This is a genomic window from Streptomyces sp. NPDC005576 (genome assembly GCF_042871745.1).
GTDB lineage: Bacteria > Actinomycetota > Actinomycetes > Streptomycetales > Streptomycetaceae > Streptomyces.
On record NZ_JBIAJC010000007.1, the window covers coordinates 292,578 to 317,079 of the forward strand.

The 24,502-nt window shown below is 70.1% G+C and carries 23 protein-coding genes and 1 pseudogene; 4 read left to right on the top strand and 20 right to left on the bottom strand.

The features are described 5' to 3' along the window. Nucleotides 1-107 precede the first annotated feature (107 nt). Nucleotides 108-557, top strand: coding sequence for a spore-associated protein (locus ACFYPN_RS14915; protein WP_358759090.1), 450 nt, complete (start codon nt 108-110; stop codon nt 555-557). A gap of 323 nt (nt 558-880) precedes the next feature. Then, entirely contained in the window at nt 881-1,903 is a 1,023-nt protein-coding gene (locus ACFYPN_RS14920; RefSeq protein WP_389298457.1) for a hypothetical protein, read from the top strand. A 534-nt stretch (nt 1,904-2,437) separates the two neighbouring features. Here ACFYPN_RS14920 and ACFYPN_RS14925 read toward each other — a convergent pair. Further along, on the bottom strand, nt 2,438-2,806 hold the full coding sequence (locus ACFYPN_RS14925; RefSeq protein WP_358759094.1) for a VOC family protein: 369 nt from the start codon (nt 2,804-2,806) through the stop codon (nt 2,438-2,440). Between the two features lie 33 nt (nt 2,807-2,839). After that, a complete protein-coding gene (locus tag ACFYPN_RS14930; RefSeq protein WP_358759096.1) occupies nt 2,840-3,613 on the bottom strand; it encodes an oxidoreductase in 774 nt (257 codons plus the stop codon). Between the two features lie 80 nt (nt 3,614-3,693). Here ACFYPN_RS14930 and ACFYPN_RS14935 point away from each other — a divergent pair, with 80 nt between their 5' ends. Next, nucleotides 3,694-4,272, top strand: a complete 579-nt coding sequence (locus tag ACFYPN_RS14935; RefSeq protein ID WP_389298460.1) for a TetR/AcrR family transcriptional regulator — start codon at nt 3,694-3,696, stop codon at nt 4,270-4,272. A gap of 131 nt (nt 4,273-4,403) precedes the next feature. Here the strand turns inward: ACFYPN_RS14935 and ACFYPN_RS14940 are convergent. From ACFYPN_RS14940 to ACFYPN_RS15000, 13 genes and pseudogenes are all read right to left on the bottom strand, one after another. Beyond that, nucleotides 4,404-4,694, bottom strand: a pseudogene (locus tag ACFYPN_RS14940) (DUF6193 family natural product biosynthesis protein); the annotation flags it as partial. Between the two features lie 48 nt (nt 4,695-4,742). Next, nucleotides 4,743-7,571, bottom strand: coding sequence for a DEAD/DEAH box helicase (locus tag ACFYPN_RS14945; RefSeq protein ID WP_358759100.1), 2,829 nt, complete (start codon nt 7,569-7,571; stop codon nt 4,743-4,745). Nucleotides 7,572-7,661: 90 nt separating this feature from the next. After that, nucleotides 7,662-8,552, bottom strand: coding sequence for a diacylglycerol kinase (locus ACFYPN_RS14950; protein ID WP_389298462.1), 891 nt, complete (start codon nt 8,550-8,552; stop codon nt 7,662-7,664). A gap of 19 nt (nt 8,553-8,571) precedes the next feature. Then, entirely contained in the window at nt 8,572-9,537 is a 966-nt protein-coding gene (gene tatC / locus ACFYPN_RS14955) for a twin-arginine translocase subunit TatC (protein ID WP_358759104.1), read from the bottom strand. A gap of 49 nt (nt 9,538-9,586) precedes the next feature. Beyond that, a complete protein-coding gene (gene tatA / locus ACFYPN_RS14960) occupies nt 9,587-9,880 on the bottom strand; it encodes a Sec-independent protein translocase subunit TatA (protein WP_358759106.1) in 294 nt (97 codons plus the stop codon). A 219-nt stretch (nt 9,881-10,099) separates the two neighbouring features. Beyond that, on the bottom strand, nt 10,100-10,297 hold the full coding sequence (locus tag ACFYPN_RS14965; RefSeq protein WP_358759108.1) for a hypothetical protein: 198 nt from the start codon (nt 10,295-10,297) through the stop codon (nt 10,100-10,102). Nucleotides 10,298-10,319: 22 nt separating this feature from the next. Next, the gene (locus tag ACFYPN_RS14970; RefSeq protein WP_358759110.1) at nt 10,320-10,625 is read right to left on the bottom strand and encodes a hypothetical protein; all 306 of its coding nucleotides are present in this window, start codon (nt 10,623-10,625) and stop codon (nt 10,320-10,322) included. Nucleotides 10,626-10,627: 2 nt separating this feature from the next. Next, nucleotides 10,628-11,584, bottom strand: coding sequence for a WYL domain-containing protein (locus ACFYPN_RS14975; protein ID WP_358759111.1), 957 nt, complete (start codon nt 11,582-11,584; stop codon nt 10,628-10,630). A 29-nt stretch (nt 11,585-11,613) separates the two neighbouring features. After that, nucleotides 11,614-12,567 (bottom strand): WYL domain-containing protein, encoded by a 954-nt coding sequence (locus tag ACFYPN_RS14980; protein ID WP_358759113.1) that lies wholly within the window; start codon nt 12,565-12,567, stop codon nt 11,614-11,616. 193 nt (nt 12,568-12,760) lie between these two features. Then, nucleotides 12,761-13,132: an FKBP-type peptidyl-prolyl cis-trans isomerase gene (locus tag ACFYPN_RS14985; protein ID WP_358759115.1), complete on the bottom strand. Its 372-nt coding sequence runs from the start codon at nt 13,130-13,132 to the stop codon at nt 12,761-12,763. Nucleotides 13,133-13,177: 45 nt separating this feature from the next. Then, on the bottom strand, nt 13,178-14,116 hold the full coding sequence (locus ACFYPN_RS14990) for an FKBP-type peptidyl-prolyl cis-trans isomerase (protein WP_358759117.1): 939 nt from the start codon (nt 14,114-14,116) through the stop codon (nt 13,178-13,180). Nucleotides 14,117-14,579: 463 nt separating this feature from the next. Then, a complete protein-coding gene (gene pafA, locus ACFYPN_RS14995) occupies nt 14,580-15,941 on the bottom strand; it encodes a Pup--protein ligase (RefSeq protein WP_358759119.1) in 1,362 nt (453 codons plus the stop codon). Nucleotides 15,942-15,950: 9 nt separating this feature from the next. Next, nucleotides 15,951-17,213, bottom strand: a complete 1,263-nt coding sequence (locus tag ACFYPN_RS15000) for an MFS transporter (RefSeq protein ID WP_358759121.1) — start codon at nt 17,211-17,213, stop codon at nt 15,951-15,953. Between the two features lie 191 nt (nt 17,214-17,404). Between ACFYPN_RS15000 and ACFYPN_RS15005 the strand changes: the two genes are divergently transcribed. Then, nucleotides 17,405-18,436, top strand: coding sequence for a LacI family DNA-binding transcriptional regulator (locus ACFYPN_RS15005; RefSeq protein WP_389298467.1), 1,032 nt, complete (start codon nt 17,405-17,407; stop codon nt 18,434-18,436). Nucleotides 18,437-18,537: 101 nt separating this feature from the next. On the opposite strand, the gene prcA is transcribed toward ACFYPN_RS15005, so the two are convergent. The 5 genes from prcA to arc form a co-directional block, all read right to left on the bottom strand. Beyond that, nucleotides 18,538-19,317: a proteasome subunit alpha gene (gene prcA, locus ACFYPN_RS15010; protein WP_358759125.1), complete on the bottom strand. Its 780-nt coding sequence runs from the start codon at nt 19,315-19,317 to the stop codon at nt 18,538-18,540. 64 nt (nt 19,318-19,381) lie between these two features. Continuing rightward, the gene (gene prcB, locus ACFYPN_RS15015; protein WP_358759127.1) at nt 19,382-20,230 is read right to left on the bottom strand and encodes a proteasome subunit beta; all 849 of its coding nucleotides are present in this window, start codon (nt 20,228-20,230) and stop codon (nt 19,382-19,384) included. A 306-nt stretch (nt 20,231-20,536) separates the two neighbouring features. Beyond that, complete coding sequence (locus ACFYPN_RS15020; protein WP_266702617.1) at nt 20,537-20,755, bottom strand: ubiquitin-like protein Pup; 219 nt, start codon at nt 20,753-20,755, stop codon at nt 20,537-20,539. A 128-nt stretch (nt 20,756-20,883) separates the two neighbouring features. After that, the gene (gene dop, locus ACFYPN_RS15025; RefSeq protein WP_358759129.1) at nt 20,884-22,395 is read right to left on the bottom strand and encodes a depupylase/deamidase Dop; all 1,512 of its coding nucleotides are present in this window, start codon (nt 22,393-22,395) and stop codon (nt 20,884-20,886) included. Nucleotides 22,396-22,653: 258 nt separating this feature from the next. Beyond that, nucleotides 22,654-24,420: a proteasome ATPase gene (gene arc / locus ACFYPN_RS15030; protein WP_358759131.1), complete on the bottom strand. Its 1,767-nt coding sequence runs from the start codon at nt 24,418-24,420 to the stop codon at nt 22,654-22,656. Nucleotides 24,421-24,502: the final 82 nt, after the last annotated feature.

Genomic DNA, 24,502 nt, shown 5'->3' on the forward strand with positions numbered 1-24,502 from the left:
GGTCGAGTCTCCCGACAACTCCTTGTGCCTCCGGTGCAACCATCCGTGCCGTTCGGCGGTCACATCAGGTGGGAGCAAAACGCTCTTGGAGTCACAAGGGGGAAATTATGGGATTCACGCGTAATGTCGCGGCCACCGGAGCGTTGACCGCGCTCGTGGTGGGCACCGCAGCGGCGTTCGGCGCCACCGCCCAGGCAGCGCCGAACGTCACACCGCAGGGGGTCTGCGGCAGCGCCTACAAGACAGTGAACTCGGCGCCCGTCGGTTCGCTGGGCACCGTCTACCTGACGTACAACGCGGCGAACGGCAAGAACTGCGTCGCGACCATCCGCAGCAGCCCGGGCACCGCCACGAACGTGTCCGCGTACGTCTACGTGGCCGACACCGACGAGTGGGCCGACGACTACGGGAACTACACGTCGTACGCGGGTCCGGTCCGTGTCTACGGCAAGGGCCACTGCGTGAGCTGGGGTGGCGGCATCGCCAACGTGTCCGTGTCGGTGGAGAACTCCAACTGCGCGGCCCTGAAGGAGCAGCGGACGACCACCGTCCGCTGACCCCGCGCCGCCTTTCGGCGGTGGGTTCCCGTACCCCTCCGCGCGTCGCGCCCCGATGGCGTGGACGGCCGGGGGTACGGGAACCCGAGGCGCCCCGTCCGTACCCGCACCGATCACCGGCCGCCTTCCACCGCCCACCGCCCACGATCGGGTACTTCGCGACTTCACCGCCTCACCGGCCTCACCGGCCTCACCGACTTCATCGCGGCGAACAGGCGTGCGATGATCATCCGGCGTGGCGGCCGGCGTGATCACCATCGAGGTGCACCGCCCGTCCCCACCGAGGCGGGGGGCGTTCCGTCCCTCGTCGGCACCGACGAGTCATGGAGTCATACGCGGTGGCGTTCCTGGTGGTGATGGCGGTCGTCTGCCTGCTGTGGTTCTTCCTTCTTCCTCTCCGGTGGCAAACCCGCCAACTCGCCGGCCCGGATCGGGCGTTGCGAAAGGCCGCTGCCGCCGCCCGGCGCAAGCAGTGGGAGCCGGCCGCCCGACTGATGGGCGGGACGGGTGAGGACTGGGAACGGCGTGCCCTGTACAGCGACGTACTCGGCCGGGTGGCGGCGTACGCGGGAGACGAGTGGTTGCGCGCCTGGGAGGCTGCTCGCCCCGGCGACCCGGACGCGGCTGTGGTCCGCGTGCGCGCCCGGATCTCCTACGCCTGGAAGCTCAGGGGCGCTATGCGGGCGAACGTGACGTCCCGCGCGAAGTTCGCCCGCTTCCACCAGGCCCTGTGGGACTCACGCGAGGACGTCGTGCGGGCGGCCCGGCTCAACCCGGCGGATCCGACGCCCTTCGTCGCCGAGATATGGATGGCGATGGGGCTCAACTACCCGAACCGTGACATGCACCTGCTGTGGCAGGAAATCACCGAGCGCGCCCCCCATCACTTCGGCGCCCACGCCAGTGCCTTGCAGTACTGGTGCGCGAAGTGGCACGGATCCAAGCGAGTGGTACGGAACTTCGCCGAGAAGGCCGCGGAGAACGCCCCCGCCGGGAGCCTGATGGCGGCTCTCCCGCTGATCGCCTGGTTCGAGAACAACGACGAGGACTTGCCCGCCTCGGCCTACCGGGCGTCGTCGGTGCGCGTCATGGTCGACGCCGCGCTGGCGGACGTGGCCGCCGCTCCGCAGGACCACCCGCAACTGCCGTACGTCCGGCACATCCTCGGTTACTTCCTCTTCCGGCAGGGGCGTTACCGCGAGGCCCGCGCGCAGTGGCGCCATGTCGACGGCTTCTTGAACGGTCTCCCTTGGCGCTACGCGCCCAGCCCGTACGACGTACTCCGGTACCGGGCCCTGCGCACGAAGGCGGCTCGGCGAGCCCTGCTGGAGAAGCGGCGCCCGTGAGATCCCGGCCTCGGGGAACATAGGTACAGCCGTTGGCGCTGAGAACGATCATGACTCCGTCGGCGTGAGGATGCTGACGCGGTTCTCGTACTCGCGGCGGGCCTTGCGCTGGGCCGGGACTGCGTACGAGGCGGAACATCTCGGAGATGGGCACGGTGTCGCCCGGGCGCGCGTACGCCAGCAGCTCGCCGAACTTCGGCCGCTGGAGGAGGTGGAGGCGGCTGGAGGTGCCCGGGTCCTCCTCGAAGACGACCGGGTCCTCGATTCCGGCCTCGTACCAGGACGAGGTTCTGCCGGGCCGTCGGCCGCCGGTCGGTCGAGACCCGCTTGTGGACCAGGTTCGCCACCGAGGGGCCCCTTCCGTAGGGAGGATCGGACCCTGTCTGTCGTCAAACCCTGTCAGCAATCACCATCGGATCTGATGGGATTCGCGCCGCTTCGAACCCCCGGACTGCACGGGTTCATTGGACGGCTGGAGCCTCTGTCGGCAAACGATCGTGTGAACACAGGCACCTACGGTGAGCGATGGCAGGCTCAGGCTGCGCGGAGGCAGAAAGGGTGTCCGGCGGGGCTGGCGTACACGCGGCTGCCGGTGCTGATGTCGGAGCTGGGCTCCTCCGTGGGGCGCAGGCGGGTGGCACCGGCGTCGGTGGCGGCGCGGTCGGCGGTCGCGAGGTCTTCGACAGCGAAGTCGAGGTGCATCTGCTGGGGAGCGCCGTCCGGCCAGTCCGGGGCGGTGTGGCCGGGGGCGGACTGGATGACGATCACGGGCAGGCCGGGTGCCTGGATGAAGCGGTGGGTGGGGGTGGTGGTGGTCGAACCGCCGAGCAGGCGGTGCCAGAAGGTGCCTTCCGTCTCGATGTCGGCGGCGTCGATGATCACGGAGGTCAGGGTGAGGGGCATGGCGGTGTTCCTGTTCGTCGTGGGGGTTGGTGTTCAGACGGTGGGCAGGATGCCGCCGTCGACGCGGAACTGTGCGCCGGTGAGCCACTTCGCGCGACTGGAGGCGAGAAAGGCGATCATCTCGGCGACGTCCTCGGGGTCTCCGGGGCGGTCCATGGGGATTTTCAGGTGGTCCACGATCTGGCGGGTGATCTCGTCCGTGGTCACGCCCTGCTGCTCGGCCATGTGGCGCAGGTGGGCGGTGGAGCCGTCGGTGACGACGAAGCCGGGAAGAACGCAGACCACGCGTACTCCGTGTTCGCCGACCTCGGTGGCCAGTTCGCGGCTGTAGGTGTTCAGCGCGGCCTTGGCTGCGGCGTAGGAGGCTTCCGTGCGCTGGGGCAGCTGGCTGGCGATCGAGGAGACGTGCACGACGACACCGGCACGCCGCTCGACCATGCCCGGCACCAGGGCCCGGTCCAGGCGCACGGCGCTCAGGAGGTTCATACCCAGGTCCGCGTGCCAGGACTCGTCCGACCGACTCAGGGTCGGTGCTGGAGGGCTCGCCGCTCCGGCGTTGTTCACGAGTACGTCGACACCCCCCGCATGGTCGATGACGCGACGGCCGAGGTCGGCCACTCCCTCCGGGGTTGAGAGGTCCGCCGGTATGAAGGTGGCGCCGCTGTCCTCGGCGGGCCGGCTGCGTGAAGCCGTGAGCACGGTCGCGCCCGCGGCGACGAACCGGCGCACGGTCGCCGCCCCTATGCCCCGGCTGCCGCCGGTGACCAGGACCCGCAGGTCCTCCAGCTCCTCACTGATGGTGGGCATCGGATAGTCCTTCCGTAAGATGAACCTGACTCCGGAAACGATACACATAAGCGGAACCGGACTCACCTTATGGAGGTATCTTGTCGTCACCACGCCCGCTACGCGCCGACGCGCGCCGCAACCGCGAAGCCCTGCTCTCCGCAGCCCGTGAAGCATTCCTCGCAGGTGACACCGACGCACATGTGGAAGAGATCGCCCGCAGCGCCGGAGTCGCCGTCGGAACGCTCTACCGGCACTTCGAGACTCGCGAAGCACTGATCGAGGAGGTCTACCGTAAGGAGGTCGACGACCTGTGCGCAGCCCCCGAGCAGCTGCTGGACCAGCACGCCCCAGAGGAGGCCCTGCGCCGCTTCCTGCTCCTGCTGGTCGACCATGCGGCCGTGGGCAAGGGGATGTCCATCGCGCTGGAAAGCATCATGGCGACCGACTCACCGGTCTTCGAAGACGCCCGCACCCGCATGGGCGACGCCCTCACCCGCCTCCTCGACGCCGGATCCGCGGCCGGCACCGTCCGCGGCGACGTCACCGGCCCCACCCTGCTGCGGGCCCTGGGCGGCGTCTGTGCCATGCGTGTGAGAGATGGATGGCTCGACGAAGCCCGCCAGATCACCCACCTCCTTCTCGACGGCCTGCGCCACGGCCTCCCGCGCACGGCCTGAGCCGAAGAGCACGGCCTTGGCTACTCCTGTCGGTGAAGCTGTAGCGGCCGAGCAGGTTCAGGTTCCCGTGCTGGAGCGGCGACAGGCGAGCCCCCTTCGGGGCCTGAAGGAGGGTCCAGGAGCCGCCTCGCTCAGCTGGGCAGCAGCTCGGCGGGCCCCTCCAGCGCAGGCCCGCAGCCGTCCGGCAGCCCCGCCACAACGAACTCGACAGCCTCCGCCGGGGTGGAGGTGTCCCGAGGCGGGACGCCTCCTTGACCCCACAGGCAGATCACCCGCCATCCACCTCCGCCCAGAGGGAAGACGCGGGGGACGTCGTTCGAGAACGGGAAATGGGTGCACCGGCTGAACTGCAGGCTGCCAGGACTGATGATCGGATAGAGCTCGCGGAGGGCCGGGGCCGGATCCGGTGCGGCGGAGAGAAAGCGGGCCCGGGGGAAGGGTTCCCCCGGGCCCGCACCAGTCGTGCGGCCTCAGCCCACCGAGCTGTACGCCACCACTCCGCGCAGCACCTCGTCGACGGCCTTACGGGCGTTCTTCGCCACCGTGCTGCCCTCGCGCGGGGCGGCGGCGGCGACCTGGCCGAGGACGTCGATGACCTGCTTGCACCAGCGGACGAAGTCGCCGGCCGGCATCTCCGCCTCGCGCAGCACCTCGTCGAGGGTGCGGCCGGAGGCCCACATGTAGACCGCCCAGGCGAAGCCGAGGTCCGGCTCGCGCTGGCCGACCCCCTCGGTCTGGTTGATCTTGAAGTCCTCCTCCAGGGCGTCGAGCCGTCCCCAGATGCGGACCATCTCGGCCATGGCGGTCTTCGCGGGACCGGACGGCAGCTTGGGGGCCACCGCGTCGTCCGCCTGCCGCGCCTCGTACACCAGCGCCGAGACGCAGGCGGCGAGTTCGGCCGGGTTGAGGCCTTCCCAGACGCCGTCCCGCAGGCACTCGGCGGCCAGCAGGTCGAGTTCGCCGTAGAGCCGGGCCAGCCGGCGGCCGTGCTCGGTGACCTCGTTGGAGCGGAGGTAGTCCATCTCGGTCAGCAGGGCGACGATCCGGTCGAAGGTCCGGGCGATGGTGTTCGTCCGTCCCTCGATGCGGTTCTCCAGCTGCCGGGTGTCGCGCTTGAGGCGGTGGTACCGCTCCGCCCAGCGCGCGTGGTCCTCGCGCTCGTCGCAGCCGTGGCACGGGTGGGCCCGCAGCTCGGTGCGCAGGCGTGCGATCTCCCGGTCGTCGGCCGCCGCCGCGCGTCCCTTGCGGTGGCGGTCCGGCTCGATGTGCCCGGCCTTGGTCCGCAGGGCGGAGGCGAGGTCACGGCGGGACTGGGGCGAGCGCGGGTTGAACGTCTTGGGTACCCGCATCCGCTCCACGGCCTCCACCGGGACCGGGAAGTCCATCGACGCGAGCCGCTTCACCTGGCGCTCGGCGGTGAGCACCAGCGGGCGCGGACCGTCGTGCTGGTCGAAGCCGCGGTGGCCGTTGGCCCGGCCGGCGGGCAGTCCGGGGTCCAGCACCAGCGCGAGGCCGGCGAACTTGCCGGTCGGCACGTGGATGATGTCGCCCGGCTTGAGCTTCTCCAGGGAGGCGGCCGCGGCGGCACGGCGCTGCGAAGCACCCTGCTTGGCCAGGTCGGTCTCGCGGTCCTTGAGGTCCCGCCGCAGGCGGGCGTACTCCTCGAAGTCACCGAGGTGGCAGGTCATGCCCTCGCGGTAGCCCTCCAGGCCCTCTTCGTTCTTCTGCACCTGGCGGGAGATGCCGACGACCGAGCGGTCCGCCTGGAACTGCGCGAAGGAGGTCTCCAGCAGCTCGCGCGAGCGGTGCCGCCCGAACTGCTGGACCAGGTTGACCGCCATGTTGTACGAAGGACGGAAGCTGGAGCGGAGCGGGTACGTACGCGTGCCCGCGAGCCCGGCCAGCGCGCCCGGGTCGAGGCCGCGCTGCCACAGCACCACGGCGTGGCCCTCCACGTCGATGCCGCGGCGCCCCGCGCGACCGGTGAGCTGGGTGTACTCGCCGGGCGTGATGTCCGCGTGCTGCTCGCCGTTCCACTTGACGAGCTTCTCCAGCACCACCGAGCGCGCCGGCATGTTGATGCCGAGCGCGAGGGTCTCGGTGGCGAAGACGGCCCTGACGAGGCCGCGGACGAAGAGCTCCTCCACGACCTCCTTGAAGGTCGGCAACATGCCGGCGTGGTGCGCGGCGATGCCCCGCTCCAGCCCTTCGAGCCATTCGTAGTACCCGAGGACGTGCAGGTCCTCGGCGGGGATGGAGGCGGTCCGCTCCTCCACGATCTCCCGCACGAGGCTCCGCTTGTCCTCGTCGTTGAGGCGCAGCCCGGCGGCGAGGCACTGCTGCACGGCCGCCTCGCAGCCGGCCCGGCTGAAGATGAAGGTGATGGCGGGCAGCAGTCCCTCGTGGTCGAGGCGGTCGATGACCTCGGGACGGGACGGCGTCCAGATGCGGCTGCGCTGACGGCGCTCGCGCTCGCGGTCCGCCTCGCGCACCATCTTCCCGCGTCGGCGGTCGCGGGGGTTGTACCCGGCCTGGCTCTCCATGCGGGCGAGCCGGATCAGGTCGGGATTGGTCTCGCGGCGGGCGGAGCCCCGGCCGCCGTGGTCGGTCTCCTCCTCGAAGAGGTCGTACATCCGGCGTCCGGCCAGCACGTGCTGCCAGAGCGGAACAGGTCGTTCCTCGGAGACGATGACCTCGGTGTCCCCGCGCACGGTGTCCAGCCAGTCGCCGAACTCCTCCGCGTTGGAGACGGTCGCCGAGAGGGAGACCAGGGTCACGGAGTCGGGCAGGTGGATGATCACTTCCTCCCAGACGGCTCCGCGGAAGCGATCGGAGAGGTAGTGCACCTCGTCCATCACGACGTATCCGAGGCCGTCCAGGGCCTGGGAGCCGGCGTACAGCATGTTCCGCAGCACCTCGGTGGTCATCACGACCACCGGCGCCTCGGAGTTGACGCTGTTGTCACCGGTCAGCAGGCCGACCTTGTCGGCGCCGTAGCGCTTGACCAGGTCGGCGAACTTCTGGTTGGAGAGCGCCTTGATCGGCGTGGTGTAGAAGCACTTGCGCCCCTGCTCCAGGGCGAGGTGCACCGCGAATTCGCCGACGATCGTCTTGCCCGAACCGGTCGGGGCGGCGACCAGCACGCCCTTGCCCGCTTCCAGTGCCTTGCAGGCGTCGATCTGGAAGGGGTCGAGTTCGAACTCGTACATCTCGCGGAAGGGCCACAGCGCCGTGGCCATCTCGGCCTGGCGGAGGCGGGAGGCGTGGTAGCGCTCGGCTGGTGAGAGGTCCTCTGTCATCTTGCTGTCGAGCCTACCCGCCACCTCCGACACTCCATGCGCCCTTTTTCCGCCCGCGCCCCCGGGGCCCGGCCCCGGGGGTGCGGGCGCTCAGCCGGTGAGTACCCGGACTGCCCCCGGTACGCACACGGCCGTCACCGGGAGCGCTCCCACGGGCTCGCCGTCGGCGTAGGCGGTGGTGGAGGCCGCGGCCAGTTCGACGGACGCGGCGCGGTGGACGGTGACCACGGGGTGGCCGAGGTGGGTGCCCCGGTAGACCTGCGGGAAGACCTTCAGCAGGGTGGCCCGGGTGCAGTCGCCGACGACGGTCACGTCGAGGAGGCCGTCGTCCATGGCGGCGTCCGCGCAGATCCGCATGCCACCCCCGTAGGAGGTCCCGTTGCCGACCGCGACCAGGGTCGCCTCGACCTCCATGACGGCCCCGCCGTCCAGCCGTATCCGGTACGGGACCGGCCGGAAGGAGGCCAGCTCGGCGAGGATCGCCAGGTCGTACTTGAAGCGGCCGGGGATCAGCCGCATCCGGTTGCCCCGGTCGGTGACCCGGGAGTCGAAGCCGGAGGCCAGCACCGTGCCGAACCACCGGTCCCCGGCCCGTCCGAGGTCAAGGGTGCGTACGCCGCCCCGCTTCAAGGCGTCGGCGGCCAGCCGGCCGGCCGCTGCCGGGTCGCGCACCGGCAGCCCGAGGGTCCGGGCGAAGTCGTTGCCGGTGCCCACGGCGACCACCCCCAGCGGGGTCGTGGACCCGGCCACCGCCTGGAGCGCAAGGGAGACCATGCCGTCACCGCCCACCGCGATCAGCGCGTCCGTACCGCCGGCCACGGCTTCCCGCGCCCGGCGCAGGCCGTCGTCCGCGTCCGCGCCGAGCACGGTCCGTACGGAGAATCCGGCCGCCCGCAACGCGGAAGCGGCCGGCTGCGCGGCGTGCGCGCCCCGGCCGCTTCCCGCGGTGGGATTGACGAAGAGGGTGATCTCGCTGGTCACCCTCCCGGACCCTACAAGGTCAGGTGATGTCGTCGTAACCGTTGAGAGATTGCGATCCGGCACCGTCCTGCTCGCCCGAGGCCTGACCCGGGAGGGTGGCCCGGCTCGCGGACACGCTCTCCACCTCGTCGATGCGCTCGGGAGTGAGGTCGAGGTCCGAGGCCTCGTCGTCGTCGAGGTCGGCATCGGGATTGCCGCGGTTGCGGCGCTTGTCGTTCAGGATCGAGAAGCCGGCCGCGATGAAGTACAGGACGGCCAGCGGACCGGCCAGCAGCAGCATCGAGACCGGCTCGCCGCCGGGGGTGGCGATGGCGGCGAAGGCGGTGAGGCCGACGATCATCCCGCGCCACCAGCCGAGCATCCGCTTCCCGGAGACGACCCCGGTCAGGTTCAGCGCGACGAGCAGCAGAGGGAGCTCGAAGGCCAGGCCGAAGACCACGATCATGCGGGTCAGCAGGTCGAGGTAGCTGTCGAGGCCGATCTGGTTCTGCACGCTGTCCGGACTGAAACCGAGCATGATCTGCGCGGTCTGCGGCAGGATCAGGTAGGCGAGGTAACCGCCGGCCAGGAAGAGCGGGGCGCCGAGGACGGCGAAGCCGTAGGCGTACCGCTTCTCCCCCTTGTGCAGGCCAGGGGCCACGAAGGCCCACAGCTGGTAGAGCCAGACCGGCGTGGCCAGGAGCACACCGGACATGAGGGCGACCTTGAGGGCGTTGGTGAACGGCGCCATCAGGGTGTCGGTCTTCAGCAGCGCACAGGGTTTGCCGTTGACCGCGGTGACCACACCGTCCTTGCAGCCGACCGACGAGAGGATCGGTCGCAGGAGGAAGTCGTAGATGTCCTTCTGGAAGAAGGCGGCGACGATCGTCACCACGACAATGGCCAGGACGGCCTTCAGCAGCCGGTTACGCAACTCACGCAGGTGATCGAGGAGGGGCATCCGCCCCTCGTCGTTCTTCTCCTGCTTGCGGGCAGACTTGAGCAACCCACTTCCCTCGTCTCGTGCGGCAGCCGGCGGTGGAACGGATCAGCTGTCAGTTCTGGGTGGTGGGGTTCGGCTCGGTGACGGGGCGCGCGCTGGTGACGTCACCCGGGGCGGCCTGGATGGTACGGGCGGCGGCGGGCTGCGGGGCGGGGTCGGCCACCGTCTGGGCAGCCGGGGTGGCGGGCTCGGCGTCGTCGCGCTTCATCGCCTTCGCCTCGCTCTTGAGGATGCGGGCGGACTTTCCGATCGAACGGGCCATGTCCGGGAGCTTCTTGGCACCGAAGAGCAGCAGGATGACAGCGATGATCAGAACCAACTCAAGGGGCTTCAGATTGCCGATCATGTGTGCGACTTCCTTCTCACTGGGGTGACTGGAGGAACGGGCTCACTACCCGATCAGTCGGACACGCGTCCGAACCGTCAGCTGGCAGCGATCGTAACCCGCGGTGGTAAACGCGAGGCAATGCCTGCGTATACACGCGGTTCCGGACCACGCCTCCTGCCTGGGCCGACCTGAGCAGCGTACCGCGCGGTCCGGGAAATCCGGAGGGCGCGGCTCCCACTACCGGAGGACGTCCGCCGTGGAGGCGAGGCGCGTCGCGGCCCGTTCCAGGTCCTGGGCGGCCCGGTTGATCCGCTCCGAGGTGGCCGTCACCTGGCGGCCCAGCCTCCGGACTTCGAGGAAGACCCGGACGGCGAGAACGCCGAGCACGGCGATCCCCAGAAAACCCAGGGCGATGGCGAGCATGGGCCAGAACATGCGGGCGGAGCCTCTTTCTCGGTTACGGGGCGGTGTGCAGGCGCAGGGTGCGTACCCCGCCGCCGGTGAGGAGCTCGACGATGCGCTCCCCGGCGGGCTTGCGCACGGCCGAGCCGCACTCGGGACAGGTGAAGGAGTAGAAGGTGGTGCGGGGGCCCGCCCCGATCGCGAGGCGCAGCGCCTCGGCACCGAGCTCGAAGCGCGTCCGGCAGTCGGGGCAGCCTGCCCGGAACCGTACGGCCTGGGCCGCCGCCGCGAGCCGGGCCGCTTCCGCGACCCCCGTCACGCGGGACCTCCGGGACGTCGTGCCGTCCTGTGTTCCCGTCATCGTCAGACCACGCCGTCGTAGGCGGCGAGTGCTTCGGCGGCGGCCCGGCGGGCGCTCTCGGCCAGCTCGGGGGGCGACACGATGCGGCCCTCGCCGCCCAGGCGGAGGGCCAGCCTCCGCAGCGAGGCCGGGTCCGGGGTGCGCAGGGTGATCACCAGACCGCCGTCGGGGCGCTCCTCGGCACGGTCGTGCGGGTAGTACTCCGCGACCCAGCGGCCGCCGGCGCCGACCTCGATCACCACTTCCGGGTCCTCGGCGGCCGGCTGCACGAGCCCTTCCGAAAGGTCTCGGAGCTCCAGTTCCGGGGGTGCCGCCGGTTCGTCGAGCAGCCGGATCTCCGCGACCCGGTCCAGGCGGAAGGTACGCCGCGCCTCGGAAAGCCGGCACCAGCCCTCCAGGTACGTGTGGCCCACCGCGAAGAGCCGGATCGGGTCCACCTCGCGCTCGGTGAGTTCGTCCCGGGCCGGCGAGTAGTAGCGCAGCCAGAGCCGCCGGCGCTCGGAGATGGCCCGGTCGACCTCGGCGAAGACGCCGCCCTCCGACTCGAAGGTCACCGAGAGCCGGGAGCTGGCCGCACCGGTCTCCCCGGCGGCGGTCTCCAGCTTGGCGGTGGCCCGGACGAGCGCGAGCCGGTCGCTCTCGCGCAGCCCGGGCAGGGTGGCGACGGCCCGCGCGGCGACGAGCAGCGCGGTGGCCTCGTCGGCGGCCAGCCGCAGCGGCTCGGCGACGTCGTCCGGGTTGTGCCACCAGATCCGGTCGCCGTCGGTGTCGATGTCGAGAAGATCGCCGCCGCGGAAGCTGGTTCCGCACATGGGCAGCACGTCCAGGTCGGAGATGAGCTCGTCCTCGGTGATCCCGAAGGCGCGGGCGACGTCCTGCACATGGGCGCCCGGGCGCTCCCGCAGATAGGTCACCAGGGAGAGCATCCGCCGGGTCTGGTCGATCGCGTTCGTGGCCATGGTGTCGTCGCCCTCGGTCCTAGAGTCCTTCAGTCCTTGGCCACGGCGCGCAGCCGGTCGACCACATCGGCCCGCAGACCGGCCGGTTCCAGTACGACGACGTCCGGTCCGAACTCGACGAGCCAGGCGTCCAGCCCGTGTCCGTACGGGATCTCCAACTCGTCCCAGCCGTCGCCGAGGTCCCGTACCGAGACCGCCCGCGAGCGCAGCGGGAAGCCGGCCCCGGCGCGCAGTCTGATCCGGGCGGTACGGGTAGCGGTCTCGCCGGCCCAGCTCTCCACGGTCTCCCGGACGGTGACGACGTCCGGGACGGTGGCGGTGAAGACGCCGGCCCGGGAGCGGACCCTGCCGGTGATGCGCGAGAGGCGGAAGACGCGCTCGGCACCCCGCTCGCGGTCCCAGCCGGCCAGGTACCAGTGGCCGCGCCAGCACTCCAGCCCCCAGGGCTCGACCTGGCGCTGCTCGGCATGAGCGGAATTGCCCTTGCGGTAGTCGAAGGTGACCGGGCGTCGGTCGCGGCAGGCGAGCATCAGCGGCTCAAAGGCGGCCTCGTGCACGGGGATGCGCGGTTCGAGGGCGCTCGGCATCTCGTAGGTGTCCTCGGCCTCGGGCATTCCTGCGGCGCGCAGCTTCTGCAGCGCACCACTGGCCGCTCCGGCGAGGCGGGCCTGCTGCCACACCTTCGCGGCGATCTCCAGGGCCGCCGCCTCCTCCGCGCTGAGGGTGATCGGGGGGAGGCGGTTGCTGTCGCGGCGGGCAAGGTAGCCGATGTCGCCGTCGAGTCCCTCGACGGTCTCGATGACGAGGCCGAGTTCGCGCAGATCGTCCTTGTCGCGCTCGAACATGCGGTTGAAGGACTCGTCGGTACCGGCTTCGAGGTACGCCTCGATGGAGCCGCGCAGCTCGCGCTTGCTGAGCGGACGCCGCGTGCCCAGCAGGCACAGCGCGAGGTTCATCAGCCGCTCGGCCTTGGCAATCGCCATCGACGCCCTTTCTCTCCATGCGCTACGACGCTCGACCGTACCGCCCCCGCGGGTCCCGGCAAAAACACGCGTGCCCCGGCCGGACGCCGAAAGGGTCCGTGCCGTACGGCACGGACCCTTTCGCTCCTCCATCGAGGAGGCATGATCATGACGGCCGGCGACAGGGTCGCGATCCGGCCAACCGACCGGACGCTCAGACGGCGACGAGGTCGCAGACGAAGATCAGCGTCTCACCCGGCGCAATGGCGCTGCCCGCGCCACGGTCGCCGTAGGCGAGGTGCGCCGGGATGATCAGCTGGCGGCGACCGCCGACCTTCATGCCCTTGACGCCCTGGTCCCAGCCCTTGATGACCATGCCGGAGCCGAGCTTGAACTGGAGCGGCGTACCGCGGCTCCACGAGGAGTCGAACTCTTCACCGGTGGAGAAGGCCACGCCCACGTAGTGGACGGAGACGTTGTCGCCGTCCGCGGCAACGGCGCCGTCGCCCTCCCAGATCTCCTTGATCTCCAGCTCGGTCGGCGGCTCGCCACCCGGGAAGTCGACCTCGGGCTTCTCGATGCTCACTGAAACTGCTCCTCAGAAAAGATGAACTGCACAACCGGGACAGTCTTACATCTTCGCCAGCAGGTCCACGGCGAACACCAGGGTCGACTTGGCGGGAATCGACTGCTGCGCGGTGTCACCGAAGCCCTGGTCCGGCGGGATGACCAGCAGGACCCGGCTGCCGACCTTCTTGCCCACCAGCCCGTTCTTCAGGCCCTTGAGGGTCACCTGCTCCAGCGGGAAGGTCTGGGTCTTCCCCTGTTCGTAGGTGCTGTCGAACGTCTTTCCGTCCTTCCACAGCAGGCCCACGTAGTTCACCACGACGCTGTCGGTGTCCTTGACGACCGCGCCGTCGGACTCCAGCACGTAGGTGGAGGAGAGCTTGGTGGGCGGGTCGCTCTTCGGGACCGTGACGCTGGGCGCCTTGCCGTCCGTGTTGGTGCCGACCTTCGGTAGCGCGGCGTCGTTCTGGGCGACCTTGGTGCCCTCGGCGGACGTCGGGATCTGGGAGGCCTTGACGACGTCGATGACGAAGACGAGGGTCGCATTGGGCTTGATGTCGCCCTGACCCTGCTCGCCGTAGGCGAGGTCCGGCGGGATGACCAGCTCGACGCGGCTGCCGACCTTCTGGCCGACGAGGCCCTTGTCCCAGCCCTGGATGACCATGCCGGCGCCCAGGGTCAGATCGAACGGGCTCTTGCGGTCGAAGCTGTTGTCGAAGGGCTTCGTGGAGTCCCATGCCTGGCCGAGGTAGTTGACCTGTACCGCGTCGCCGTTCTTGAGCGCGGCGCCGTCGCCCTTGCTGATGACCGTGGTCTTCAGCTCCTTGGGCGGGTCGCCCACGCCCTTGGCGATAGTGGGTTTCTCACCGAACTTGGCGCCTGCGGTGATCGCGGGCACGCCGGTCTCGGACGAAGCGGAGTCGGAGGCCTTGTCGTCGCTGCCGCAGGCCGCTGCGGAGAGCAGCAGGAGGGGGACGACGAGAAGGCCGGCAAGTCGGCGCACTGGTTCCTCAGATCTCAGACGGCACAGTCATGGGTCCCGGACACCTTACGGCCTTCCCACGGCGCGGAGCCGGTTCCCGGCGCCCGGCGACGCGGGCCGGCCGGTCGTCTCCCCCGTGCGTGCGACCGCCGACCGCTCCGTACGGCGTGGTGTTCGAGTAAGGGCTGTCCGGCAATTCGTGGTGGATCAGTGCGCGGCGTCGGATGCGGTGCATCGCACGGCGGAGGGACGTCCGCATACCGGATGTACGGGGCGTTCCGACAACGCGGCGAGGCGCCGTGGCTGACGTCGCCCACCCGCCAGGAATTGCGGGACAGCCCTTCGGGGGCACCGCCGGACACAGGCACACGGGACAGGCCCCGGAACGGGTGTCCCGGGGCCTGTCCGCCCGCGCCCGGGGACGCGGGAAACGCTCGGCACTCACGCGGCACGCGGACGGCGGGGAACGCCGGCGCGCGGGTTCTCACATGCCCGCGATCAGCTTCTCCACCCGGTCGTCCACCGACCGGAACGGGTCCTTGCACAACACCGTGCGCTGCGCCTGGTCGTTGAGCTTGAGGTGGACCCAGTCGACGGTGAAGTCCCGCCGCTGCTCCTGCGCCCGCTTGATGAAGTCCCCGCGCAGCCGTGCGCGGGTGGTCTGCGGGGGAACGGACTTGCCCTCGAAGATCTTCAGGTCGTTGCAGATGCGGGCGGCCTGGCCCTTGCGCTCCAGGAGGTAGTACAGGCCCCGGCGCCGGTGGATGTCGTGGTAGGCGAGGTCTATCTGGGCGACCCTCGGGTGCGACATCGTCATGTTGTGCTTCGCCCGGTACCGCTCGATGAGCTTGTACTTCATGACCCAGTCGATCTCGGTGTCGATCCTGTCGAGGTCCTCCGCCTCGATCGCGTCCAGGGTGCGGCCCCAGAGTTCGAGGACCCGGTCGACGTTGCCGGTACGGATGCCCCGGCGCTCGACGAAGTCGACGGCCTTGTCGTAGTACTCGCGCTGGATCTCGATGGCCGACGCCTCGCGGCCGCTGGCCAGGCGCACCTTGCGCCGGCCGGTCGTGTCGTGGCTGACCTCGCGGATCGCCCGGATCGGGTTCTCCAGCGTCAGGTCGCGCATCACCGTGCCCGCCTCGATCATGCGGAGCACGAGGTCGGTGGCACCGACCTTGAGCAGCATGGTCGTCTCGGACATGTTCGAGTCACCGACGATGACGTGCAGGCGGCGGTAGCGCTCGGCGTCCGCGTGCGGCTCGTCGCGGGTGTTGATGATGGGCCGGGAGCGGGTGGTGGCGGAGCTGACGCCCTCCCAGATGTGCTCGGCCCGCTGGCTCACGCAGAAGACCGCTCCGCGCGGGGTCTGCAGGACCTTGCCCGCGCCGCAGATCAGCTGCCTGGTGACGAGGAACGGAATGAGGATGTCCGCGAGCCGCGAGAATTCCCCGTGCCGGGCGACGAGGTAGTTCTCGTGGCAGCCGTAGGAGTTGCCCGCTGAGTCGGTGTTGTTCTTGAAGAGATAGACGTCGCCCGCGATTCCTTCCTCGTGCAGGCGGCGTTCGGCGTCGACGAGCAGACCTTCCAGAATGCGTTCGCCTGCCTTGTCGTGGGTGACGAGTTCAGTGAGGTTGTCACATTCGGGAGTTGCGTATTCCGGATGCGAACCCACGTCGAGGTAGAGGCGGGCGCCGTTCCGCAGAAAGACATTGCTGCTGCGGCCCCATGACACGACACGGCGGAAGAGGTAGCGCGCCACTTCGTCAGGTGACAGTCGGCGCTGTCCCCTGAACGTGCACGTGACGCCGTACTCGTTCTCCAGCCCGAAAATGCGGCGGTCCATGACTGAACATTACGCCTTACGGCGTGAGCTGAAACCGGGTTCGACAGCTCCGTTTCGATCATTTTCCGATCCGGCCGCCACGACGCGCTCACGGCCGGGAAGTGCGAGGACCTTTCCGGTGGCCAGCAGAACCACCAGCGCGGCCACTCCGCCGGCTCCGGCGACGGCGAAACTCCACGCCGTCCCGCCCAGCTCGACGGCGGGCCCCGCCACGGCCGTACCGGCCGCCGCGCCCACACCGATGGTGGTCACGAGCCAGGAGAACGCCTCGGTCACGGTGCCCCGGGGCGCGTGCCGGTCGACCACGATGAAGGAGCAGGCGATGGCCGGCGCGAGGAACACCCCGGCGAGGGCGGTGAGCGCCGTCATCGCGACCACGCCGGGCGTCAGCACGAGCGGCAGGTAGCAGAGGGCGAGCAGCGCGACGATGGAGCGGAGCCGCCGCTCCGGCGCACCGGCCCACTGCCGGGCCCCGTACACCGCGCCGCCGAGCAGCGCGCCGAGCCCCAGCGCCGCCATCAGCCAGCCGTACACGGCCTCGCGGCCGTGGTCGTCGGCGTAGGCGACGCCCGCCACGGTGATCGAGCCGAGCGCGACCCCGACGAAGAAGAGCGCGCCGAGGAGGGCGAGGAGGCCGGGCGAGCGCAGCGCGCCGAGCCAGTGGGCCTCGCGGGGTGCGGAGCGCCAGGTACGGGAGGGTTCGGAGAGGATCACCGAGAGCGCTCCGAGGACCCCGGCGGCGTTGACGACCACCAGGGCGACGGCGGGCGACCAGAGGGACACCAGCAGGGTCACCAGCAGCGGTCCGGCGGTGAACATGACCTCCTGGGCGACCGCGTCAAGGGCGTAGGCGCGGTGCACCCGCGCCTCCCTCTGGCCGAGGACGGACGGCCAGAGGGCGCGCAACCCGCCCTCCAGGGGCGGGGTGGCCACCCCGGCGACGATGACCGCAGCGTAGGCGAGTGGCAGCGGGTCCAGCCCCGCGAGGGCCAGCAGCACCATGCCGAGGGCGGACACGACCGCCGCCGGGAGCTGCACGCGCGGCTGGCCGTAGAGGTCCACCGCCCGCCCGAGGAGCGGCTGGCCGACGGCCGTGGCGAGGCCGTATGCGGCGGCGAGGCCGCCGGCCAGTGAGTAGCTGCCGCCCTCGGCACGGATGAAGAGCACGATCGCGATGGGGGCGGTGCCGTTCGGCAGCCGTCCCACCAGGGTGCCGGTGAGCAGCCGGAGGGCGTGCCGCTCCCGGAGGATGTCCAGATATCCCGCGGCCATTCCCGCCCCTCTCCCCCGGTGAGGGCCGGCGCCCATCCGAGGTTTTACGTATAACGTCGAGGTCCATACGTACCATGTGCGCAGTCCGCCGGTCCACCGCACGGCACCGGTCGCCCCAGCGCCCCGCACCACCCGCCCCGCGCGGGCCGGCCCGGATCGCCCAGCACCGCACCACCCGCACGGAGGCCCCAGTGAGCAGCCCGTCCCAGCCGGCCCCGGCCCGTCCCACCAGCCGGGACGTGGCGCGGGTCGCCGGGGTGTCGCAGGCGACGGTCTCCCTGGTGCTGGGCGGCAAGTGGACCGGCCGGGTGTCGGACGCCACCGCCGAGCGGGTCCGGACGAGCGCGCGCGAACTCGGCTACCGGCCCAACCTCGCCGCCCGCAGCCTGCGGCTGGGCCGGACCCGGACCGCGCTGCTGGTGGTGCCCGCCCTCACCCACGAGTTCTTCGCCCGGGTGTACACGGGTGCCGCCTCGGTCGCCGCCGACCACGATTTCGGGGTGGTGCTCTACCCCTCGCCCGACGGCACCGGACCGGCGAAGGACCCCTTCGCCAGCGCCCGGGCGGCGCTCGACGGGGTGATCGCCTCGTCCATGGCGACGGAGGCCCTCGGGGCCCTGGGGGGTACGGAACTGCCGCTGGTGATGCTGGACAGCGACCCGTCGGGGGCGGGCGCCGCGGCCCAGGTGAACCTCGACATCGCGGACGGGATGCGTCAGGTGGCGGCACACCTGCTCGTCCTCGGCCACCGCCGTTTCACTCACGTGGCCGCCGCCGTCGACTCGTGGACCTTCGCGGTGCGCGCCCGCGCCCTGCGCGAGGCCCTCGCGGCGGTGCCCGGCACCTCGCTGCGTACGGTCGCCTCGGCGCTGGAGGTCTCCGGAGGGCTGCGGGCGGCCGAGGCGGCGCTGACCGCGCCGGGGCCCCGGCCGACCGCGCTGGTCTGCGACGGGGACGTCCTGGCTGCGGGCGCCTGCAAGGCGGCGCGGCGGCTGGGCCTGCGGGTACCCGACGATCTGTCCGTGTCGGGCTTCGACGACCTGGCGCTCGCCACCGCGGTGGAGCCCGAACTGACCACGGTGGCGCTCCCCGCCGAGCTGGTCGGCGAGCGGGGCATGTCGGCCCTGATCGCGGTGCTGGAAGACCGCCCCGTCCGAACCGGCAGCCTTCCGGTGGACCTGGTCGTACGCGGCTCCACCGCCCCGCCTCCGTCGGACGGCTGACACGGCCGTGCCCCGGGCCCCCCGTCGGTGGACGGGGGGCCCGGGGCACGGTCCCGGTTCGGTCCCGGTCCCGGTCTCGGCCGGCAGCGGACCGTTGCGGGCTACTCCTCGGCGGACCCGCTCGTCCCCTCGGACTCCTCCGTGTCGGACGGCGCGTCCGTGGGCGTGGTCGCCGCGGCGCCGTCGGCCTCCAGCAGCCGCGCGAGCTGCCGTCCGACGATCCGCCTGAACTTGCGCTGCTGGGGCCGGGTCCTGTCCAGCACCGCGACCTCCAGCCGCTCCGCGGGGATCTCCCGCTCGCTGCCGTTGGGGTCGCGGGAGAGCGCCTGGACGGCGAGCTTGAGCGCCTCGGCGAGCGTCATGCCGTCGCGGTGCCGCTGGTCCAGGAAGGTGCTGATCTGCTCGGCGTTCCCGCCGACCGCGACCGATCCGTGTTCGTCGACGATCGAGCCGTCGTGCGGCAGGCGGTAGATCTGGTCGCCCTCGGGCTCGGCGCCGACCTCCGCGACGACCAGCTCCACCTCGTACGGCTTCTCGGCCGCGCTGGAGAAGATGGTGCCGAGCGTCTGGGCGTAGACGTTGGCCAGTCCACGGGCCGTCACGTCGTCGCGGTCGTAGGTGTATCCGCGCAGATCGGCGTAGCGCACGCCGCCGATGCGGAGGTTCTCGTACTCGTTGTACTTGCCGGCGGCGGCGAAGCCGATCCGGTCGTAGATCTCGCTGAACTTGTGCAGCGCGCGGGACGGGTTCTCACCGACGAACACAATGCCGTCGGCGTACTGCAGCACAACCAGGCTGCGACCGCGGGCGATGCCTTTGCGGGCGTACTCCGCCCGGTCGGCCATGGCCTGCTGGGGTGAGACATAGAACGGCGTCGACACCGGCTATCCGTCCCTTTCTGTCAGTGACGAGTGCATCTCGGAGGCCCCGGAACCCCGGGCCGGATCAGAGCAGAGCCGCGCGCGGGCCGTCGGGCTGTTCGAGACGGCGCTCCAGGATCTCCCGGGCGATCGCGGAGGACTCGTCGTCCGACAGGCGGCGGAAGCCCTCGTCGGTGATGACGGTGACGATCGGGTAGATGCGGCGCGCCACGTCGGGGCCGCCGGTCGCGGAGTCGTCGTCCGCGGCGTCGTACAGGGCCTGTACGACCAGGGTGAGCGCCTGGGGCTCCGTCAGGTCCTCGCGGTAGAGCTTCTTCATGGAGCCGCGCGCGAAGAGTGAACCGGAGCCCGTGGAGGCATATCCGGCGTGCTCCTCGGAGCGGCCTCCGGTGACGTCGTACGAGAAGATCCGGCCCCGGCCCTTGTCGACGTCGTAGCCGGCGAAGAGGGGGACGACCGCGAGTCCTTGCATGGCCATCGCCAGGTTGCCGCGGATCATCGTGGAGAGGCGGTTGGCCTTGCCCTCCAGGGAGAGCTGGGCGCCCTCGACCTTCTCGAAGTGCTCCAGCTCCAGCTGGAAGAGCTTGACCATCTCCACCGCGAGACCCGCGGTGCCCGCGATGCCGACGGCGGAGTACTCGTCGGCCGGGAAGACCTTCTCGATGTCGCGCTGCGCGATCATGTTGCCCATGGTGGCCCGCCGGTCACCGGCGAGCACCACACCACCGGGGAACGAGGCCGCGACGATGGTCGTCCCGTGCGGCGCCTCGACGGCGCCCTTGAGCGGCGGGAGGTTCCGGTTGCCCGGAAGCATCGCGGGTGCGTGGTCGGACAGGAAGTCCATGAACGAGGACGAACCCGGCGTCAGGAACGCAGCTGGTAGACGCCCGGTGTGACGAGTGTTGGCTTCCACGCGTTTCCCTCCAGGTATGCATGCGACGGCCCGCCGGGGTCGGGGTGGACGCCCGATGCGCCGATGGCCGGTGTGCGGTTGAAGCACGGTACGTCACGGACCCTACCCGCCCGGTGGCGGTGATCCACCTGTCCGGGTGAAGCGGCCGGCGGAGGTATCCGTCGCCCGGCCGCTCCCCCCGCGACGGCCTCGCCGCCGCCGGTGACCTCCCGGTCAGCGGCGGCGAGCGTGCGGCAAGCCGGTCCGGTGGTTCAGGGCGCCGGGCGCCCGTTCACCGCCGGTGGCCGGAGCCGGTGTGCGCGCGGACTACTCCCCGCCCTTCTGCACGAAGCTCCGGACGAAGTCCTCGGCGTTCTCCTCCAGGACGTCGTCGATCTCGTCCAGGACCGAGTCGACGTCGTCGCTCAGCTTCTCCTGGCGCTCCTTGAGGTCCTCCGAAGCCTGCGCCTCCTGCGCCTGCTCCTCGGTCTCCTCGGTGGAGCGCGTCGCCTTCTGCTGTCCGCCGCCGGTGTCCTTGGTCGCCATCTAGCTCACCCCGCTCGGTTCGAAGCATTCGAAGCTCTTGATCAGACCCTACCCACGGGGTCCGACATCGGCCCGGTACTTTTCCAACGTCCGGGCCCTGTCCCGATCATTCCCCTCCGGCGGCCCGTTCAGCCGCCGGAAAGCACCCGGACCAGCTCCTCCGCCGTGCGGCACCGGTCCAGGAGGCTCTCGACGTGCTCCCGCGTCCCGCGCAGCGGCTCCATGGTGGGCACCCGTTGCAGAGAGTCATGGCCCGGCAGGTCGAAGATGACCGAGTCCCAGGAGGCGGCGGCCACGTCGTCCGCGTACTGGTCCAGGCAGCGGCCCCGGAAATAGGCCCGGGTGTCCTCCGGAGGCTTCGTACGGGCACGGGAGACGTCGTCCTCGTCCAGCAGGCGCTTCATCCGCCCGCCGGCCACGAGCCGGTTGTAGAGCCCCTTGTCGGGCCGTACGTCCGCGTACTGGAGGTCCACCAGGTGCAGGCGGGGGGCGTCCCACTCCAGGGCGTCCCGGCGGCGGTAGCCGTCCATGAGGGCCCGCTTGGCCACCCAGTCCAGCTCCCCCGACAGGCTCATCGGGTCGTTCTCCAGACGGTTGAGCGTGTCCTCCCAGCGCAGCAGGACGTCCCGGGTCTGCTCGTCGGCGTCGGCGCCGTACCGCTCCTCGACGTACTTGCGCGCCAGCTCGAAGTACTCCATCTGAAGCTGCACCGCGGTGAGTGTCCGGCCGCTGCGGAGCGTGATCAGGCGCTGGAGGGACGGGTCGTGCGAGACCTGGTGCAGGGTCCGCACGGGCTGGTCGACGCCGAGGTCCACGTTGATGAACCCGTCCTCGATCATGGAGAGGACCAGGGAGGTGGTGCCGAGCTTCAGATAGGTCGAGATCTCGGAGAGGTTGGCGTCGCCGATGATGACGTGGAGCCTGCGGTACTTCTCCGCGTCGGAGTGCGGTTCGTCGCGGGTGTTGATGATGGGGCGCTTGAGCGTCGTCTCCAGCCCCACCTCCACCTCGAAGTAGTCGGCGCGCTGGCTGAGCTGGAAGCCGTGGTCGCGGCCGTCCTGCCCGATGCCGACCCGTCCCGCCCCGGTGACGACCTGGCGGCTGACGAAGAACGGGGTCAGGTGGCGCACGATGTCCGAGAAGGGGGTGTCCCTCCTCATCAGGTAGTTCTCGTGCGTGCCGTAGGAAGCGCCCTTGTTGTCGGTGTTGTTCTTGTAGAGGTGGATCGGCTGGGCGCCGGGAATGGCGGCGGCCAGTTCGGCGGCCTCGGCCATGATCCGCTCGCCGGCCTTGTCCCAGAGGACGGCGTCCCGGGGATTGGTGATCTCCGGGGAGCTGTACTCGGGGTGCGCGTGGTCGACGTAGAGGCGGGCGCCGTTGGTCAGGATGACGTTGGCCAGGCCGATGTCCTCGTCGGTGAGCTGGCTGGAGTCGGCGGTCTCGCGGGCGAGGTCGAAGCCTCGCGCGTCCCGCAGCGGATTCTCCTCCTCGAAGTCCCAGCGGGCACGGCGCGCCCGGTGCATCGCCGCCGCGTAGGCGTTGACGATCTGGGACGAGGTGAGCATGGCATTGGCGTTGGGGTGGCCGGGGACGGAGATTCCGTACTCCGTCTCGATGCCCATTACTCGCCGTACGGTCATGCGGCCCTCCTTGCCCGGCGTCGTCCCCTGCGGGAACGACGCTCAAGTACCGCTGCTTCTCCGGTGGCGTGCGCGGTCGTCCGGCCCCGCACTGCGCGGTCGGCGGTACGTCAGAGCCTAGAGCGCCTCCGCCCCGGTGGGGAGATCCATTACGTCATTGTTCGGATGCGGCGCGAATGAGGCGCGGATACGGCGGTCACTCCGGGAAAAACAGCCGGCTGCGAATGCCCGGTGGGGCAGCCGCAGCCGGTCCGCTCGTTACAGGTACTGCCCGGTGTTCGCGACCGTGTCGATGGACCGGCCGGTGTCCGCGCCCTGCTTTCCGGTGACGAGCGTGCGGATGAAGACGATCCGCTCGCCCTTCTTTCCGGAGATCCTGGCCCAGTCGTCCGGGTTGGTGGTGTTGGGCAGGTCCTCGTTCTCCTTGAACTCGTCCACGCATGCCTGGAGGAGGTGGGAGACGCGAATGCCCTTCTGGCCTTCTTCGAGGAATGCCTTGATTGCCATTTTCTTCGCCCGGTCGACGATGTTCTGGATCATCGCGCCGGAGTTGAAGTCCTTGAAATAGAGGACTTCCTTGTCACCGTTGGCGTAGGTGACTTCGAGGAAGCGGTTCTCCTCGGACTCCGTGTACATCCGCTCCACCACGGACTGGATCATGGCGTGGGCGGCGGCCGGCTTGGAGTCGGCGTGCTCGGCCAGGTCGTCCGCGTGCAGCGGGAGCGTCGCGGTGAGGTATTTCGCGAAGATGTCCTTCGCGGCCTCCGCGTCCGGACGCTCGATCTTGATCTTCACATCGAGACGGCCGGGCCGGAGAATGGCCGGGTCGATCATGTCCTCGCGGTTGGAGGCGCCGATGACGATGACGTTCTCCAGCCCTTCCACACCGTCGATCTCGGCGAGCAGCTGCGGGACGATGGTGTTCTCCACGTCCGAGCTGACGCCGCTGCCGCGGGTGCGGAAGAGGGATTCCATCTCGTCGAAGAAGACGATGACGGGGGTACCCTCGCTCGCCTTCTCCCGGGCACGCTGGAAGACGAGGCGGATGTGCCGCTCGGTCTCACCGACGTACTTGTTGAGGAGTTCGGGGCCCTTGATATTGAGGAAGTAGCTCTTCCCCGTGGGCTGGCCGGTGACCTCGGCGACCTTCTTGGCGAGCGAGTTGGCGACGGCCTTGGCGATGAGCGTCTTGCCGCAGCCGGGCGGACCGTAGAGCAGGATGCCCTTCGGCGGACGGAGTTCGTGTTCCTTGAAGAGGTCGGGGTGGAGGTACGGGAGCTCGACCGCGTCGCGGATCAGTTCGATCTGGTCGCCCAGGCCGCCGATCTTGTCGTAGTCGATGTCCGGGACCTCTTCGAGGACGAGTTCCTCGACCTCGCTCTTGGGCACCACTTCGTAGACGTAGCCGGACCTGGGTTCCAGCAGGAGGGCGTCGCCGGGGCGGATGGTGATGTCGAGCAGCGGCTCGGCGAGTCGCACCACCCGTTCCTCGTCGGTGTGCCCGACCACCAGGGCGCGCTCGCCGTCCTCAAGGATCTCCTTGAGGGTGACGATGTCCCCGGCCCGCTCGAACTCCATGGCCTCGACCACGTTGAGCGCTTCGTTGAGCATGACTTCCTGGCCTCGACGGAGACCTTCGAGCTCAACGCTGGGACTGACGTTCACCCGGAGCTTGCGGCCCCCGGTGAAGATGTCGCAGGTACCGTCCTCAATGGCCTGCAGGAACACGCCGAAACCGGCGGGCGGCTGCGCGAGCCTGTCGACCTCCTCCTTGAGGGCCACGATCTGGTCGCGGGCCTCGCGGAGCGTATGGGCGAGCCGTTCGTTCTGTGCGGTTACACCGGACAGACTGGTCTGCAACTCGACGACCCGCTCTTCGAGAATTCTCGAATGACGCGGAGAGTCGGCGAGCTTGCGTCGCAGGACGGCGATTTCCTGCTCAAGATAGGCGACCTGGCCCGACGGGTCTTCTGACCCCCGCCCGGGCCGGATGCCGCGGTTGATGTCGTCGTCGTGGGCTGCCACGGTCCTCACCTCCTCCAAGGGGAGCTGGACGCTTCCTGACCCTACCTGCGTGGGTGGTGATTGAAACCCCTAGATCACAAAG

Excerpts from the sequence above, each read along its gene's own strand:
- ACFYPN_RS14915 (WP_358759090.1), top strand. The coding sequence starts at position 108 with ATGGGATTCACGCGTAATGTCGCGGCCACCGGAGCGTTGACCGCGCTC.
- ACFYPN_RS14920 (WP_389298457.1), top strand. The coding sequence starts at position 881 with ATGGAGTCATACGCGGTGGCGTTCCTGGTGGTGATGGCGGTCGTCTGC.
- ACFYPN_RS14925 (WP_358759094.1), bottom strand. The coding sequence starts at position 2,806 with ATGCCCCTCACCCTGACCTCCGTGATCATCGACGCCGCCGACATCGAG.
- ACFYPN_RS14930 (WP_358759096.1), bottom strand. The coding sequence starts at position 3,613 with ATGCCCACCATCAGTGAGGAGCTGGAGGACCTGCGGGTCCTGGTCACC.
- ACFYPN_RS14945 (WP_358759100.1), bottom strand. The coding sequence starts at position 7,571 with ATGACAGAGGACCTCTCACCAGCCGAGCGCTACCACGCCTCCCGCCTC.
- tatA (WP_358759106.1), bottom strand. The coding sequence starts at position 9,880 with ATGATCGGCAATCTGAAGCCCCTTGAGTTGGTTCTGATCATCGCTGTC.
- ACFYPN_RS14965 (WP_358759108.1), bottom strand. The coding sequence starts at position 10,297 with ATGTTCTGGCCCATGCTCGCCATCGCCCTGGGTTTTCTGGGGATCGCC.
- ACFYPN_RS14970 (WP_358759110.1), bottom strand. The coding sequence starts at position 10,625 with ATGACGGGAACACAGGACGGCACGACGTCCCGGAGGTCCCGCGTGACG.
- ACFYPN_RS14975 (WP_358759111.1), bottom strand. The coding sequence starts at position 11,584 with ATGGCCACGAACGCGATCGACCAGACCCGGCGGATGCTCTCCCTGGTG.
- ACFYPN_RS14980 (WP_358759113.1), bottom strand. The coding sequence starts at position 12,567 with ATGGCGATTGCCAAGGCCGAGCGGCTGATGAACCTCGCGCTGTGCCTG.
- pafA (WP_358759119.1), bottom strand. The coding sequence starts at position 15,941 with ATGGACCGCCGCATTTTCGGGCTGGAGAACGAGTACGGCGTCACGTGC.
- ACFYPN_RS15000 (WP_358759121.1), bottom strand. The coding sequence starts at position 17,213 with ATGGCCGCGGGATATCTGGACATCCTCCGGGAGCGGCACGCCCTCCGG.
- ACFYPN_RS15020 (WP_266702617.1), bottom strand. The coding sequence starts at position 20,755 with ATGGCGACCAAGGACACCGGCGGCGGACAGCAGAAGGCGACGCGCTCC.
- dop (WP_358759129.1), bottom strand. The coding sequence starts at position 22,395 with ATGACCGTACGGCGAGTAATGGGCATCGAGACGGAGTACGGAATCTCC.